Origin of the sequence: Micromonospora sp. NPDC023644 (assembly GCF_040640115.1) — a bacterium.
Taxonomy (GTDB): Bacteria; Actinomycetota; Actinomycetes; order Mycobacteriales; family Micromonosporaceae; genus Micromonospora.
This window is the reverse complement of the sequence record NZ_JBFABA010000030.1, coordinates 1-14540: the sequence shown is the minus strand read 5'-3', so window position 1 is coordinate 14540 and position 14540 is coordinate 1. Positions and strand designations below refer to the sequence as shown.

Annotated in this window: 15 protein-coding genes; 11 read left to right on the top strand and 4 right to left on the bottom strand. The window is 75.0% G+C overall.

Annotation, left to right across the window (positions count from 1 at the left end; genetic code table 11):
* Window positions 1–155: 155 nt before the first annotated feature.
* From argC to argH, 8 genes are all read left to right on the top strand, one after another.
* Entirely contained in the window at window positions 156–1157 is a 1002-nt protein-coding gene (argC, locus tag AB0G08_RS20305) for an N-acetyl-gamma-glutamyl-phosphate reductase (RefSeq protein ID WP_358090092.1), read from the top strand.
* Between the two features lie 106 nt (window positions 1158–1263).
* Window positions 1264–2436, top strand: a complete 1173-nt coding sequence (gene argJ / locus AB0G08_RS20300) for a bifunctional glutamate N-acetyltransferase/amino-acid acetyltransferase ArgJ (RefSeq protein ID WP_358090089.1) — start codon at window positions 1264–1266, stop codon at window positions 2434–2436.
* Window positions 2433–3374 carry an acetylglutamate kinase gene (gene argB / locus AB0G08_RS20295; protein ID WP_358090086.1) on the top strand — a complete coding sequence of 314 codons (942 nt, stop codon included), beginning with the start codon at window positions 2433–2435 and terminating at the stop codon, window positions 3372–3374. The genes argJ and argB overlap by 4 nt, the downstream gene beginning before the upstream one ends.
* Window positions 3371–4750, top strand: coding sequence for an acetylornithine transaminase (locus AB0G08_RS20290; RefSeq protein ID WP_358090083.1), 1380 nt, complete (start codon window positions 3371–3373; stop codon window positions 4748–4750). Before argB ends, AB0G08_RS20290 begins: the two co-directional genes overlap by 4 nt.
* Window positions 4747–5724 carry an ornithine carbamoyltransferase gene (gene argF, locus AB0G08_RS20285; protein WP_358090080.1) on the top strand — a complete coding sequence of 326 codons (978 nt, stop codon included), beginning with the start codon at window positions 4747–4749 and terminating at the stop codon, window positions 5722–5724. The genes AB0G08_RS20290 and argF overlap by 4 nt, the downstream gene beginning before the upstream one ends.
* A complete protein-coding gene (locus AB0G08_RS20280; RefSeq protein WP_358090077.1) occupies window positions 5721–6236 on the top strand; it encodes an arginine repressor in 516 nt (171 codons plus the stop codon). The genes argF and AB0G08_RS20280 overlap by 4 nt, the downstream gene beginning before the upstream one ends.
* Window positions 6233–7438 carry an argininosuccinate synthase gene (locus AB0G08_RS20275; protein ID WP_358090074.1) on the top strand — a complete coding sequence of 402 codons (1206 nt, stop codon included), beginning with the start codon at window positions 6233–6235 and terminating at the stop codon, window positions 7436–7438. Before AB0G08_RS20280 ends, AB0G08_RS20275 begins: the two co-directional genes overlap by 4 nt.
* 14 nt (window positions 7439–7452) lie before the next feature.
* Window positions 7453–8916, top strand: a complete 1464-nt coding sequence (gene argH / locus AB0G08_RS20270) for an argininosuccinate lyase (RefSeq protein ID WP_358090196.1) — start codon at window positions 7453–7455, stop codon at window positions 8914–8916.
* Between the two features lie 39 nt (window positions 8917–8955).
* Here argH and AB0G08_RS20265 read toward each other — a convergent pair whose 3' ends face one another.
* Entirely contained in the window at window positions 8956–9312 is a 357-nt protein-coding gene (locus AB0G08_RS20265; protein WP_357872506.1) for an MmcQ/YjbR family DNA-binding protein, read from the bottom strand.
* Between the two features lie 50 nt (window positions 9313–9362).
* Complete coding sequence (locus AB0G08_RS20260; RefSeq protein ID WP_358090071.1) at window positions 9363–9779, bottom strand: DNA-binding protein; 417 nt, start codon at window positions 9777–9779, stop codon at window positions 9363–9365.
* 102 nt (window positions 9780–9881) lie between these two features.
* On the opposite strand from AB0G08_RS20260, the gene AB0G08_RS20255 reads away from it, so the two are divergent.
* From AB0G08_RS20255 to AB0G08_RS20245, 3 genes are all read left to right on the top strand, one after another.
* The gene (locus AB0G08_RS20255; protein WP_358090068.1) at window positions 9882–10514 is read left to right on the top strand and encodes a DNA-3-methyladenine glycosylase; all 633 of its coding nucleotides are present in this window, start codon (window positions 9882–9884) and stop codon (window positions 10512–10514) included.
* A 177-nt stretch (window positions 10515–10691) separates the two neighbouring features.
* Window positions 10692–11801: an LLM class flavin-dependent oxidoreductase gene (locus AB0G08_RS20250; RefSeq protein ID WP_358090065.1), complete on the top strand. Its 1110-nt coding sequence runs from the start codon at window positions 10692–10694 to the stop codon at window positions 11799–11801.
* Window positions 11798–12421: an FMN reductase gene (locus tag AB0G08_RS20245; protein WP_358090062.1), complete on the top strand. Its 624-nt coding sequence runs from the start codon at window positions 11798–11800 to the stop codon at window positions 12419–12421. The genes AB0G08_RS20250 and AB0G08_RS20245 overlap by 4 nt, the downstream gene beginning before the upstream one ends.
* Window positions 12422–12469: 48 nt before the next feature.
* On the opposite strand, the gene AB0G08_RS20240 is transcribed toward AB0G08_RS20245, so the two are convergent.
* Together AB0G08_RS20240 and AB0G08_RS20235 are read right to left on the bottom strand one after the other, a co-directional pair.
* Window positions 12470–13351 (bottom strand): universal stress protein, encoded by an 882-nt coding sequence (locus AB0G08_RS20240; protein WP_358090059.1) that lies wholly within the window; start codon window positions 13349–13351, stop codon window positions 12470–12472.
* Window positions 13352–13478: 127 nt separating this feature from the next.
* On the bottom strand, window positions 13479–14375 hold the full coding sequence (locus tag AB0G08_RS20235; protein WP_358090056.1) for a universal stress protein: 897 nt from the start codon (window positions 14373–14375) through the stop codon (window positions 13479–13481).
* Window positions 14376–14540 lie beyond the last annotated feature (165 nt).

The window sequence follows — 14540 nt, the reverse complement described above, 5'->3', positions numbered from 1 at the left end:
TTTCCGCCGGTGCGGGAGGGGGCCCTCGTCGCTGCCCGGCTGGCGTCAGCCGGGCGACCGGTGCCGCATCCGATTCTCATGCAGTGGAGCGTATGAACTTGCAGGGCTGGATCGCCGGCTGCTAGCCTTCGCTGTATAGTCATGCGGAGGTGAGAATGGGTATCCGAGTCGCGGTCGCCGGGGCGAGCGGTTACGCCGGGGGCGAGCTGATCCGCCTGGTCGCCGGGCACCCCGAGTTCGACCTGGTCGCCGCCACGGCGCACAGCCAGGCCGGGCACCGGCTCGACGTCGTACACCCGCAGCTCGCCGGCCTCGACATGGTCCTCGGCGAGACGGACGCGGCGACGCTGGCCGACGCGGACCTGGTCTTCCTGGCCCTGCCGCACGGCCAGTCGGCGGCCCTGGCGGCCCAGCTGCCGCCCGAGGTCCGCGTCGTCGACCTGGGCGCCGACCACCGTCTCGCCGACCCGTACGCCTGGGCGAACTACTACGGCGGCACACACGCCGGGCCGTGGACCTACGGCCTGCCGGAGCTGCCCGGCCAGCGGGAGCTGATCGCCGGCGCCACCCGGGTCGCCAGCACCGGCTGCTACGCCGCCGCGATCATCCTGGCCCTGGCCCCGCTGGTCGCCGCGGGCGCCGCCTCCCCGGCCGACGTGGTGGTCGTGGCCGCCTCCGGCACCTCCGGCGCCGGCAAGGCGGCCAAGCCGCACCTGCTCGGCAGCGAGGTGATGGGCGACCTGTCGCCCTACCGCGTGGGCACCCACCAGCACGTTCCCGAGATCAAGCAGGCCACCGGCGCGACCGGCCTGTCGTTCACGCCGGTGCTCGCGCCGATGCCCCGGGGCATCCTCGCCACCGTGACCGCCGTGCCGGCCCGGGGCGTCGACCCGCGGGCGGTGCTCGCCGAGGCGTACGCCGACGCGCCGTTCGTGCACGTCCTGCCGGAGGGGGCCTGGCCGCACACCGCCGCCACCCTCGGCTCCAACTCCTGCCACCTGCAGGCCACGGTCGACGTCGACTCCCGCCGGATGATCGTGCTGAGCGCGCTGGACAACCTCGGCAAGGGCGCCGCCGGCCAGGCCGTGCAGAACGCCAACCTCATGTGCGGCCTGCCGGAGACGACGGGCCTGTCCGTCTGGGGGATCGCACCGTGAGCGCGGCGCGGCGGAGCCCCGCAGTCGCGAACGAAGGAGTAGCACCGGTGAGCGCGAGGAGTGCAGCGCAGCGGAGCCCCGCAGTCGCGAACGAAGGAGTAGCACCGTGAGTGTCACGACCCCGCGGGGGTTCCGGGCGGCCGGGGTGGCCGCCGGGTTGAAGGCCAGCGGCGCGAGCGACGTCGCGCTGGTCGTCAACGACGGCCCGGACGCCGGCGTCGCCGGCGTGTTCACCGCCAACCGGGTCAAGGCCGCGCCGGTGCTCTGGACCCAGCAGGTGGTGCGCGGCGGCGTCGCCCGCGTCGTGGTGCTCAACTCCGGTGGCGCCAACGCCTGCACGGGCCCGGCCGGCTTCCAGGACACCCACGCCACCGCCGAGCACACCGCCGCCGCGATCACCTCGGCCAGCCCGCGGCTGATGCTGGGCGCCGCCGACGTGGCGGTCTGCTCGACCGGCCTGATCGGCGAGCGGCTGCCGATGCAGAAGCTGCTCCCCGGCGTACGCTCGGCGATTCGCCGGCTGTCCCGCGACGGCGGCCCGGCGGCCGCCGAGGCCATCATGACCACGGACACCCGCCCCAAGACCACGGTGGCCCGGGGCAGCGGCTGGACCGTCGGCGGCATGGCCAAGGGCGCCGGCATGCTCGCCCCGGCGATGGCCACCATGCTCTGCGTGCTGACCACCGACGCGGTGGCCGGGCCCGAGGAGCTCGACGCCGCCCTGCGGGAGGCGTGCCGGGTCACCTTCGACCGGATCGACTCCGACGGCTGCATGTCGACCAACGACACGGTCCTGCTGCTGTCCAGCGGCGCGAGCGGCATCGCGCCGACCCCGGCCGAGCTGACGGCCGCGGTCACCGCCGCGGCCCACGACCTGGCCCAGCAGCTCATCGCCGACGCCGAGGGCGCCACCAAGCAGATCGCCATCGACGTGGTCGGCGCGGCGAGCGAGGACGACGCCGTCGAGGTGGGGCGGTCGGTGGCGCGCAACAACCTGGTCAAGACCGCGCTGTTCGGCAACGACCCGAACTGGGGTCGGATCCTCGCCGCCGTCGGCACCACCGCCGCCGCGTTCGAGCCCGACGGGGTCGACGTCGCCGTCAACGGCGTCTGGGTGTGCCGCTCCGGCGCCGCCGCCGAGGACCGGTCGAAGGTCGACCTGACCGGGCGGGACGTCACCATCCGGATCGACCTGCACGCCGGTGCCGCCGCCGCCACGATCTGGACCAACGACCTGTCCCACGCGTACGTGCACGAGAACTCGGCCTACTCGACATGAGCCTCTCCACCGATCTCGCCCGCGCCCAGGTCAAGGCGGCCACGCTGATCGAGGCGCTGCCCTGGCTGGCCCGCTTCTCCGGCTCGACCGTCGTGGTCAAGTACGGCGGCAACGCCATGGTCGACCCCGAACTGCAGCGGGCCTTCGCCGCCGACATGGTCTTCCTGCGCTACGCCGGCCTCCGGCCGGTCGTGGTGCACGGCGGCGGCCCGCAGATCTCCGCCATGCTCGGCCGGCTGGGCATCGCCAGCGAGTTCCGGGGCGGCCTGCGGGTCACCACCCCCGAGGCGATGGACGTGGTCCGGATGGTGCTGGTCGGCCAGGTGGGCCGCGAACTGGTGGGCCTGATCAACGCCCACGGCCCGTTCGCGGTGGGCCTCTCCGGCGAGGACGCCGGGCTGTTCACCGCCGTGCGGCGGCCCGCGTACGTGGACGGGGAACCGGTCGACGTCGGGCAGGTCGGCGACGTCGAGTCGGTCGACGCCTCGGCGGTCACCGACCTGATCGCGGCCGGCCGCATCCCGGTGATCTCCACCGTGGCGCCCGACGCCGACGGGGTGCTGCACAACCTGAACGCCGACACCGCCGCCGCCGCGCTCGCCGTCGCCCTGGACGCCCGCAAGCTGGTCGTCCTCACCGACGTGCCGGGCCTCTACGCCGACTGGCCCGACACCGACAGCCTGGTCAGCGAGATCACCGTCGACGAGTTGGCGGCGCTGCTGCCGTCCCTGTCCAGCGGCATGGTCCCCAAGATGGAGGCGTGCCTGCGGGCGGTGCGGCAGGGGGTGCCCGCCGCGCACGTCGTCGACGGCCGGGTCGCCCACTCCACGCTGCTGGAGGTCTTCACCTCCGAAGGGTTCGGCACCATGGTCGTCGGCGCCAGGACCGAACCCGCCACCCAGGCAGTCGCCGACAAGGAAGGCACGGTTCCGGCATGAGCACGCTCGTCGAGCGTTGGGCGCAGTCCATGATGGACAACTACGGCACGCCGCCGCTCGCCCTCGTCTCCGGCTCCGGCGCCGTCGTGGTCGACGACGCCGGCCGGGAGTACGTCGACCTCGTCGGCGGCATCGCGGTCAACGCCCTCGGCCACGCCCACCCGGCCGTGGTGGCCGCCGTGTCGAAGCAGGTCGCCACCCTCGGGCACGTCTCCAACCTCTACGTCGCCGAACCGCCGGTGGCCCTCGCCGAGCTGCTGCTGGCCCTGGCCGGCCGGCCCGGGCGCGTCTTCTTCGCCAACTCGGGCGCGGAGGCCAACGAGGCGGCGTTCAAGCTCTCCCGGCTCACCGGCCGCTCGCACGTGGTCGCCACCCGGGGCGGCTTCCACGGGCGGACCATGGGCGCCCTCGCCCTCACCGGCCAGCCGGCCAAGGCCGACCCGTTCCGCCCGCTGCCCGGCGAGGTGACCCACGTCGACTACGGCGACGTGGCGGCCCTGGAGGAGGCGGTCACCGACGCCACCGCCATGGTGATCCTGGAGCCGGTCCAGGGGGAGAACGGCGTGGTCGTCCCGCCGGCCGGCTACCTGGCCGCCGCGCGCCGGATCACCGCCCGGCACGGCGCGCTGCTGGTGCTCGACGAGGTGCAGACCGGCGTCGGCCGCACCGGGCACTGGTTCGCGCACCAGGCCGAGGGGGTCGAGCCCGACGTGGTGACCCTGGCCAAGGGGCTCGGCGGCGGGCTGCCCATCGGCGCCTGCCTGGCCTTCGGCCGCGCCGCCGAGCTGCTCGCCCCCGGTTCGCACGGCACCACCTTCGGCGGCAACCCGGTGAGCTGCGCCGCCGCCCTCGCGGTGGTGTCGACCATCGCCAGCGAGGGGCTGCTCGACCACGTCAAGCGGGTCGGCGAGCGGCTGCGCCGGGGGATCGAGGCGCTCGGCCACCCGCTGGTCGACGGCGTACGCGGCGCGGGCCTGCTGCTCGGGGTGGTGCTCGCCGCGCCGGTCGCGAAGGTGCTCACCGAGGCGCTGCGGGAGGCCGGTTTCCTGGTCAATCCGGTGCAGCCCGGCGTCGTACGGCTCGCCCCGCCGCTGATCCTCACCGCCGCCCAGGTCGACGACTTCCTGGCCGCCCTTTCGGCCGCCCTCGACGCGGCGTCCCCGGCCGCCGCCGGCTCCGCTCCGACTGCTGCCGGCACGTCCCCGGCCGCCGCCACCCGCGCCCCCGGCTCCGGCTCAGCGCCGGATCTTGGTGGGAAACGGCCCCTGGAGGGGCCGGAACCTACCAAGATCTCGACGCCGTCCACCGTGCCCACGCCGTCCACCGCGCCCACGCCCACGGTGGCGATGCCGAGCGCGACGGAGGCGGGCGCGTGATCCGGCACTTCCTGCGGGACGACGACCTGACCCCCGCCGAGCAGTCGGCCGTGCTCGACCTCGCGGCGCGGATGAAGGCCGACCGGTTCGGCCACCGGCCGTTGGCCGGGCCCCGGTCGGTGGCGGTGCTGTTCGACAAGCAGAGCCTGCGTACCCGGTTCTCGTTCGACGTCGGCATCGCCGAGCTGGGTGGGCACCCCCTCGTGGTGGACACCCAGGTCACCCACTTCGGGCGGGGCGAGACCCTCGCCGACGCCGGCCGGGTGCTCTCCCGCTACGTCGCGGCGATCGTGCTGCGCACCCACGGCGACGACCGGATCGCCGAGGTCGCCGACGGCGCCTCCGTGCCGGTGGTCAACGCGCTCACCGACGGCTTCCACCCCTGCCAGCTCCTGGCCGACCTGCTCACGGTCCGCGAGCACTGCGGGGGCACCGCCGGGCGGACGCTGGCCTACGTCGGCGACGCCGCGAACAACCTGGCCCACTCGTACCTGCTCGCCGGGGCGAGCGCCGGCATGCACGTCCGGGTCGCCGGGCCGGCCGGCTTCGGCCCCGACCCCGAGGTGGTCGCCCGGGCCGCGAAGATCGCCGCCGGCACCGGGGGTTCGGTGCAGGCGCTGACCGATCCGGTCGCGGCGGTGGCCGGGGCCGACGTGGTCGCCACGGACACCTGGACCTCGATGGGCCAGGAGGACGACGGGCTGGACCGGATCACCCCGTTCCTGCCGTACCAGGTCAACGCCGCGCTGCTCGGGCACGCCGCGCCCGGCGCCGTCGTGCTGCACTGCCTGCCCGCGCACCGGGGCGAGGAGATCACCGACGAGGTGCTCGACGGCCCGCAGAGCGTCGTGTTCGACCAGGCGGAGAATCGGCTGCACGCCCAGAAGGCGCTGCTGACGTTCCTCCTCGGGGCCGCGCCCGCCGCCCCGGACGCGGCGGCGCCGGGCGCCACCGCGACCAGGGAGACACCATGACCGCCCCGCTGAACCGCGCCGCCCGGCACGCCCGCATCGTCGAGCTGATCCGCGACAAGGCGATCCACTCGCAGACCGAGCTGGCCGACCTGCTCTCCGGCGACGGCATCCAGGTCACCCAGGCCACCCTCTCCCGGGACCTCAAGGAACTGGGCGCGGTGACCGCGCGCGGCGGCGACGGGCGGGCCGTCTACCTGATCCCCGAGGACGGCCACCGGCCGCTGCGCGACGCCGAGGCGGCCCCGGCCCGGCTGGTCCGGCTGCTGCGCGAACTGCTCAACGGGGTCGACGCGAGCGGCAACATCGCCGTACTGCGCACCCCGCCGGGCGCAGCCCACTACCTGGCCAGCGCGTTGGACCGAGCGGGCCTGCCCGAGGTCGTCGGCACCATCGCCGGCGACGACACCATCCTCGTCGTGGCCCGCGAGGCCGTCGGCGGGGCCGCGCTCGGCGACAAGCTCGCCGGCTGGGCCCGCCGCGAAGAGAACATCGAAGGGAGCACCACACCGTGACCGAGCGGGTCGTACTTGCCTACTCCGGAGGGCTCGACACCTCCGTCGCCATCCCGTACCTGGCCGACCGGACCGGCGCCGAGGTGATCGCGGTGGCCGTCGACGTCGGGCAGGGCGGCGAGGACCTCGACGCCATCCGGCAGCGCGCCCTGGACTGCGGCGCGGTGGAGTCGGAGGTGGTCGACGCGCGCGACGAGTTCGCCGCTGGGTACTGCCTGCCGGCCATCCGCGCGAACGCGCTCTACATGGACCGCTACCCGCTGGTCTCCGCGCTGTCCCGGCCGCTGATCGTCAAGCACCTGGTGGCCGCGGCCCGCAAGCACGGCGGCACCATCGTGTCGCACGGCTGCACCGGCAAGGGCAACGACCAGGTCCGCTTCGAGGTCGGCCTCGGCGCGCTCGCGCCCGACCTGAAGATCGTCGCGCCGGCCCGGGACTACGCCTGGACCCGGGACAAGGCCATCGCCTTCGCCGAGGAGAAGGGGCTGCCGATCGACGTGTCGGCGAAGTCGCCGTACTCCATCGACCAGAACCTGTGGGGCCGGGCCGTCGAGACGGGCTTCCTGGAGGACATCTGGAACGGCCCCGTCGAGGACCTGTACTCGTACACCTCCGACCCGACGCAGGAACGCGACCCCGACGAGGTCGTGATCACCTTCGACGCCGGTGTGCCGGTGGCGATCGACGGGGAGACCGTCACTCCGTACCAGGCGATCCTGGAGCTCAACCGGCGCGCGGGCGCCCAGGGCGTGGGCCGGCTCGACATGGTCGAGGACCGCCTCGTGGGCATCAAGAGCCGCGAGGTGTACGAGGCGCCCGGCGCGATCGCGCTGATCACCGCCCACCAGGAGCTGGAGGCGGTGACCGTGGAGCGGGACCTGGCCCGGTTCAAGCGCGGCGTCGACCAGCGCTGGGGCGAGCTGGTCTACGACGGCCTGTGGTTCTCCCCGCTGAAGTCCTCGCTCGACGCGTTCATCGACGACGCGCAGCGGCACGTCACCGGCGAGGTGCGGCTGACCCTGCACGGCGGCCGGGCCACCGTCACCGGGCGCCGCTCCGAGGCCAGCCTCTACGACTTCGGCATGGCCACCTACGACACCGGGGACACCTTCGACCAGTCCCTCGCGAAGGGCTTCGTGCAGCTCTGGGGCCTGCCCAGCAAGATGGCCGCCGCGCGGGACGCCCGGCTGGGCGGCTGCTGAGCATGGGCACCACAATGGGCGGCGTGGACGACAAGAGCCTGACCGAGAACAGCGCCGCCACCAACCGCACCAGCCTCTGGGGCGGCCGGTTCGCCGGCGGTCCCGCCGAGGCCCTGGCCCGCCTGTCGGTGAGCGTGCAGTTCGACTGGCGGCTGGCCCCGTACGACATCGCGGCGTCCCGGGCGCACGCCCGGGTGCTCGCCGGGGCCGGCCTGCTCGACCCGGAGGAACTGGGCCGGATCCTCGCCGCGCTGGACGACCTGGAGGCCGCCTGCGCCTCCGGGCAGTTCCGCCCGACGATCGACGACGAGGACGTGCACACCGCCCTGGAGCGCGGCCTGCTGGAGCGGCTCGGCAGCCTCGGCGGCAAGCTGCGCGCCGGCCGGTCCCGCAACGACCAGGTCGCCACCGACCTGCGGCTCTACCTGCGCGACCACGCCCGGGGCGTGGCCGGCCGGCTGGTCGAGCTGGCCGAGGCCCTGGTCGAGCAGGCCGAACGGCACGTGGAGACCGCCGCGCCCGGCATGACGCACCTTCAGCACGCCCAGCCGGTCACCTTCGGGCACTGGCTGCTGGCCCACGTGCAGCCGCTGCTGCGCGACTTGGAGCGGCTCAGCGACTGGGACCACCGCACAGCGGTCAGCCCGCTCGGCGCGGGCGCGCTCGCCGGCTCCGGCCTGCCGCTGGACCCGGTGGCCGTCTCCAAGGAGCTGGGCTTCCGCACGTCCTTCGCCAACTCGATGGACGCCGTCGCCGACCGGGACTTCGTCGCCGAGTTCCTCTTCGTCACCGCGATGATCGGGGTGCACCTGTCCCGCCTCGGCGAGGAGGTGGTGCTCTGGACCTCGCAGGAGTTCGGCTGGGTGGAGCTGGACGACGCGTTCGCCACCGGTTCGTCGATCATGCCGCAGAAGAAGAACGCGGACATCGCCGAGCTGGCCCGGGGCAAGTCCGGCCGGCTCGTCGGCGGCCTGATGAGCGTGCTCACCATGCTCAAGGGCCTGCCGATGACCTACGACCGGGACATGCAGGAGGACAAGGAGCCGGCCTTCGACGCGGTCGACACCCTGGAGCTGCTGCTGCCGGCGCTCGCCGGGATGATCTCCACGATGACCGTGCGCGCCGACCGCCTCGTCGCCGCCGCGCCGGTCGGCTTCTCCCTCGCCACCGAGGTCGCCGACTGGCTGGTCCGCCGGAACGTGCCGTTCCGCGACGCGCACGAGATCACCGGCCGGTTGGTGGCGCTCTGCGTGGCCCGCGACTGCGCGCTGGACGAGGTCTCCGACGCCGACCTGGCAGCCGTGAGCGAGCACCTCGACCCGTCGGTGCGCGACGTGCTCTCGGTCCGCTCGGCGCTCGCCGCCCGGATCACGCCCGGCTCGACCGGTCCTGGGCCGGTCGCCGACCAGCTCGCCACCGCCGCCGACAAGCTCGCCGGCTGGCGGGAGTGGGCCGCCGAGCGGGTCGTGCCCCGCTGAGCCGTCGACCCCGCGCGACGCCGCCGGCGTCGCGCGGGGTCAGCCCGCCGGACGTTCCCGCTTCGGCAGCTTCGCCACCACCGCGTCGTACGAGGCGTCGACCGCCTCGATCAGCTCCTCCTCGTCGATCCCGCCGGCCAGGCGCAGCGTGTTCCAGCCGGAGCGCCCGATGTACGGCGACGGCCGCGCGTCGCCCGGGTGCCGGTGCAGCCACTCGTCGGCCACGTCCCGGCTCGGGCCGCACTTCACCCCGACGGTCGGGTCGTCGGCGCCGGCGGAGCCGAGGAAGGCGAAGATCCGGCTGCCGACCTTGACCACCTCGTCGCCCTCCCACGGCTGGTCCAGGCGGGCCCCCGGCTTCGCCAGGCAGTACGCCAGCATCTCCTCGCGCGTCATCGCGTCCTCCTCGACACCGATCCCGCGCCCAGTCTCGCCCATCAGCGGGGTCAGTCGGTGGCGGCGGTGCGGGCGGAGAGCCGTTCGAAGCGCTGTTTGGCGGCCTGCGCGCTGCCCAGCCCGAGCCCGAACGCGATCTGCTGCCAGGTCAGCCCGCGGCCCCGGGCCAGCGTCAGCAGCCCCGCCTCCATCGCGTCGATCTCGGCGCGCAGGTGCGGGACGAGGGTGAGCGCCGCGACGAGGTCCGCGTCGTCGACCGGCTCCTCGTCGGGCTCGACCTCGGCCCCGCCGGCGGCCAGAGCGGTGACCAGCGCGACCGCCTCGTAGGCGTCCGGCACGTAGGGGTTGGTGTGCCGGCGCCGCCGCGTCTCGGTGCCGGCGTGCCGCTCGGTGATGCGGTGCAGCGCCGAGTAGGTGCGGTGCGCCCGGGACGCGCCGGCGTCGGGGGCGGTGAAGGAATCGGTCATGCCAGCACCCCATCACGTAAACAATATGTTGTCAACGGACTGTTGATAACCCGCGCCGCCGGAGTCGGGCGGCCGGCCGGCCGGGCGGATAGGGTCGGTGCCGTGGTGGCGTACTCCGACAGCCGCCCCGCCGACCTCGCGGGGCTGGCCGACCTGCTCGCCGGCCCGGTGGTGCCGGCCGCCCGGGGCCTGCTCGGCTGCCGGCTCACCGCCGGCGGCGTCACCGTCCGGATCACCGAGGTCGAGGCGTACGCCGGGACGGCCGGCGACCCGGCGTCGCACGCGCACCGGGGGCGCACGCCGCGCAACGCGGTCATGTTCGGGCCGGCGGGGCACGCCTACGTCTACTTCACCTACGGCATGCACTGGTGCATGAACGTGGTGACCGGGCCCGACGGGGAGGCCTCGGCGGTGCTGCTGCGCGCCGGCGAGGTGGTCGACGGCGTCGAGGCGGCCCGGGCCAGGCGCCCCGCCGTACGCCGGGACGTCGACCTCGCGCGCGGGCCCGCCCGGCTCTGCGCGGCGCTGGGCATCGACCGGAGCGCCTACGGCTCCTGGCTGCTCGGCGACGGCCCCGTCCGCCTGCGCCCGGCCGACGCCCCGGTGCCCGCCGACGCGGTCGCCGCCGGGCCGCGGGTGGGCGTGACCGGGGCGCACGACGTGCCGTGGCGGTTCTGGATCGCCGGCGACCCGACCGTGAGCGCCTACCGCCGGCACGTGCCGCGCAGCCGCTGACCTGCGGTCTGGCCCGGCGCGCGGCCCCGCGCGGCGGTCCGGCCGGTCGGCGCGGACGGCGTGACGGCGGCCACCGGCGCCGCCGCCCGCCGCGGAATAGTTGACTCGTCAAATAGTGTTGTGCCGTGCGTCCGGGAGCCGCAGCGGCCCCGGCCGGGACAACGCGAGGAGCTGGTCATGCAGTTCGGAGTCTTCACCGTCGGCGACGTCACGGTCGACCCGACCACCGGTCGCGAGCCGACCGAGCATGAGCGGATCAAGGCGATGGTCGCCATCGCGCTCAAGGCCGAGGAGGTCGGCCTGGACGTCTTCGCCACCGGCGAACACCACAACCCGCCGTTCGTGCCGTCGTCGCCGACCACCATGCTCGGCTTCATCGCGGCCCGCACCGAGCGCCTGCTGCTTTCCACCTCCACCACGCTGATCACCACCAACGACCCGGTGAAGATCGCCGAGGACTACGCGATGCTTCAGCACCTCGCCGACGGCCGGGTGGACCTGATGATGGGGCGCGGCAACACCGGGCCGGTCTACCCGTGGTTCGGCCAGGACATCCGCAACGGCATTCCCCTCGCCATCGAGAACTACGACCTGCTGCACCGGCTCTGGCGCGAGGACGTGGTCGACTGGAAGGGCCGCTTCCGCACCCCGTTGCAGTCGTTCACGTCGACGCCGCGTCCGCTCGACGGCGTGCCGCCGTTCGTCTGGCACGGCTCGATCCGCAGCCCCGAGATCGCCGAGCAGGCCGCCTACTACGGTGACGGCTTCTTCGCCAACCACATCTTCTGGCCCAAGGAGCACACCCAGCGGATGGTCGGGCTCTACCGGCAGCGGTACGCGCACTACGGCCACGGCTCCGCCGACCAGGCCATCGTGGGGCTGGGCGGGCAGGTGTTCATGCGGCGCAACTCGCAGGACGCGGTGCGGGAGTTCCGGCCGTACTTCGACAACGCGCCGGTCTACGGGCACGGCCCGTCGCTGGAGGAGTTCACCGCCCAGACCCCGCTGACCGTGGGCAGCCCGCAGCAGGTCATCGACCGCACGCTGGGCTTCCGCGACTACGTCGGCGACTACCAGCGCCAGCTGTTCCTCATGGACCACGCCGGCCTGCCGCTCAAGACGGTGCTGGAGCAGCTCGACCTGCTCGGCGAGGAGGTCGTCCCGGTGCTGCGCAAGGAGTTCGAGTCGCTGCGCCCGGCGCACGTGCCCGCCGCGCCCACCCACGCGTCGCTGCGGGACGCCGCCCGGGACGCCGCGGACCGTGCCGGGGCGGAGGCGGGCCGATGACCCGCCGCACCCTCGCCGTGGTCTCGGCCGGGCTGGGGCAGCCCTCGTCGACCCGGCTGCTCGCCGACCAGCTCGCCGCGGCCACCCGCGACGAGCTGGCCCGGCGCGGCGACGACGTCGACGTGCGCCCCGTCGAGCTGCGCGAGCACGCCCACGACATCGTCAACCACCTGCTGACCGGCTTCCCGTCGCCCGCGCTGCGGGAGGTGCTCGACACGGTCACCGGCGCGGACGGGCTGATCGCCGTCACGCCGATCTTCCACGCCTCGTACAGCGGGCTGTTCAAGTCGTTCTTCGACCTGGTCGAATCCGGCGCGCTCGCGGACCGGCCGGTGCTGGCCGGCGCCACCGGCGGAACGGCCCGGCACTCGCTGGCGCTGGAGCACGCCGTCCGGCCGATGTTCGCCCACCTGCGGTCGGTCGTGGTCCCCACCGCGGTCTTCGCCGCCGGTGAGGACTGGTCCGCCGGGGCCGCCGACGGCGCGCTGCGGGCGCGGATCGTCCGCGCCGGCGGCGAGCTGGCCGAGCAGGTCCACCGGCGGCCGCCGTCCACCGGCCCCGCCGACCCGTTCGCCCTCACCACGAGCTTCGACGAGCTCCTCGGCGGTCGGGACCGCTGAGGCCGCCGACCCGCCGACCCCGCCCGGGGCCGGCGGGTCGGCGGCCCGTCAGTGGGCGTGACCGTACGGGCGGGCCACCAGCACCGGGCAGTGCGCGTGCTGCACGAGGGCCTGGCTGACCGAGCCGAGCAGCAGCCCGGCGAAGCCGCCCCGGCCCCGGGAGCCGACCACCACCAGCGCCGCGTCCCCGCTGGCCTCGACGAGCGCCTGCTCGGCCTTCGGCGCCCGGAGCAGCCGCCCCTCGACGGCCAGCGCCGGGTGGCTGCCGCGGACGGCCGCCGCGGCGGTGGCCAGCAGCTCGGCGGAGCCCGCGTGCGCGGCGGCCGGCGACTGGGTCACCTCGTCCGGCGCCGGGCGGTCCCCGTCCGGCGGCTGGACGTGCACCAGCACCAGCCCGTCGCCGCGGCGCGCCGCCTCGTCGGCCGCGTACCCGACGGCCAGCTCGGCGGGCTCCGACCCGTCCACCCCGACCAGCACCGGCCCGGCGACCGGGATGGGCTCCTCGGCGGGGCGCACCACCAGCACCGGGCAGTGCGCGTGGGCGGCCACCTGCGTGCCGACCGAGCCGAGCAGCAGCCCGGCGAAGCCGCCCAGCCCCCGGCTGCCGACCACCACCAGCTCGGCCCGCCGGGACTCCTCGACCAGCGTCGCCCCCGGCCCGCCCGCCACCTGGCGCACCTCGACGGTCAGCCCCGGACAGCGTCCGGCGAGGTCGGCGGCAGTGCGTTCCAACATCTTCTGCGCCTCCTCGGTCGGCGCCGGCAACCCCACGTCGTACGGGTTGAGCGGCACGCCGTAACCGAGCGGATGCAGGTAGCCGTGCACCAGGTGCAGGGGGCGGGACCGCAGCACGGCGGCCCGCGCGGCGTGCTCCGCCGCCAGCAGGCTCGCCGGCGATCCGTCCACACCCACCACCACGGGTCGGTTCATCAGCCCTCCCAGAGATCGATCAGGTCATTGTCGACGCGGCGCCGCCGACCCGCCCGCATTTGCGCCGACGCCGCCGCGCCGGCCGGGGGAGCGGCCGACGCGACGGCGTCGCGGTGTGGTGACCGGGTCAGGACGCGTCGGCCCGCTTCGGGTGCCGCACGATCACCAGCGGGCAGTGCGCGTGGTGCAGCACCGCGTGGCTGACCGAACCGAGCAGCAGCCCGCCCAGCGCGCCCCGGCCGCGCGCCCCCACGACCACCAGCTGAGCCGTCTTCGACTCCTCGACCAGCACGCCGCCGGGGGAGCCGCGGACCAGCCGGTGCCGCGCCGGCACGTCGGGGTAGCGCTCGGCGAAGCCGGTGAGGGACTCCGCGAGGGCGCGCTCCTCGTCCGCGGCGAAGCCGTCCAGGTCGTAGACCAGGGGCAGGACGTCGCCCGGGCCGACCGGCGTGGGATAGAGCCAGGCCTGCACCGCGACCAGCGGGGCGCCCCGGCGGCTCGCCTCCTCGTAGGCGAACGCGACGGCCTCGAGGGAACACTCGGAGCCGTCGACGCCCACCACGACCGGGCCGTCGGCGCGCTGCTCGCCGCGCACCACGAGGACGGGGACCTGCGCGTGGGCGGCGACCTGCACGGTGACCGAGCCGAGCAGCAGCCCCGCGAACCCGCCCAGGCCCCGGTGGCCCAGCACCAGCAGGGCGGCGTCGCGGGACTGCTCGAGCAGGACGGGGGTCGCCGCGCCGTCGACCACCACGCCGGTCACGGGCACGTCCGGGGCGGTCTTGGTGGCCTCGGCGATCGCCTCGGCGACGTACCGCTCGGCCTGGTTGCGTAGCCCGGCGCCGGCCGGCGCGCCCTCCGCGGCGCCGAGCGGGGCGCGCGTCAGGGGCCAGATGAAGGCGTGCACGACCCGCAGCGGGCGCTGCCGGTCGGCCGCCTCCCGCGCCGCCGCCCGGACCGCGTCCAGTGCGGCGGCCGAACCGTCCACACCCGCCACGACGGGGGCACCAGTATTGGTGGTCATCGACTCCTCCTTCGTCCGTCTCCAGCCTGCTCCATCCGCACGCTACCGGTCAGAGGCGCTCGTCCCGGATTGTGGGACCTTGGTCCCGAACCGCAGGTCGCCGGTCGCCGGCCGGGCCGTCCGACCGCGGCGCGCGCCGCCCGCTCCGGCCGACCCCGGCCGCAG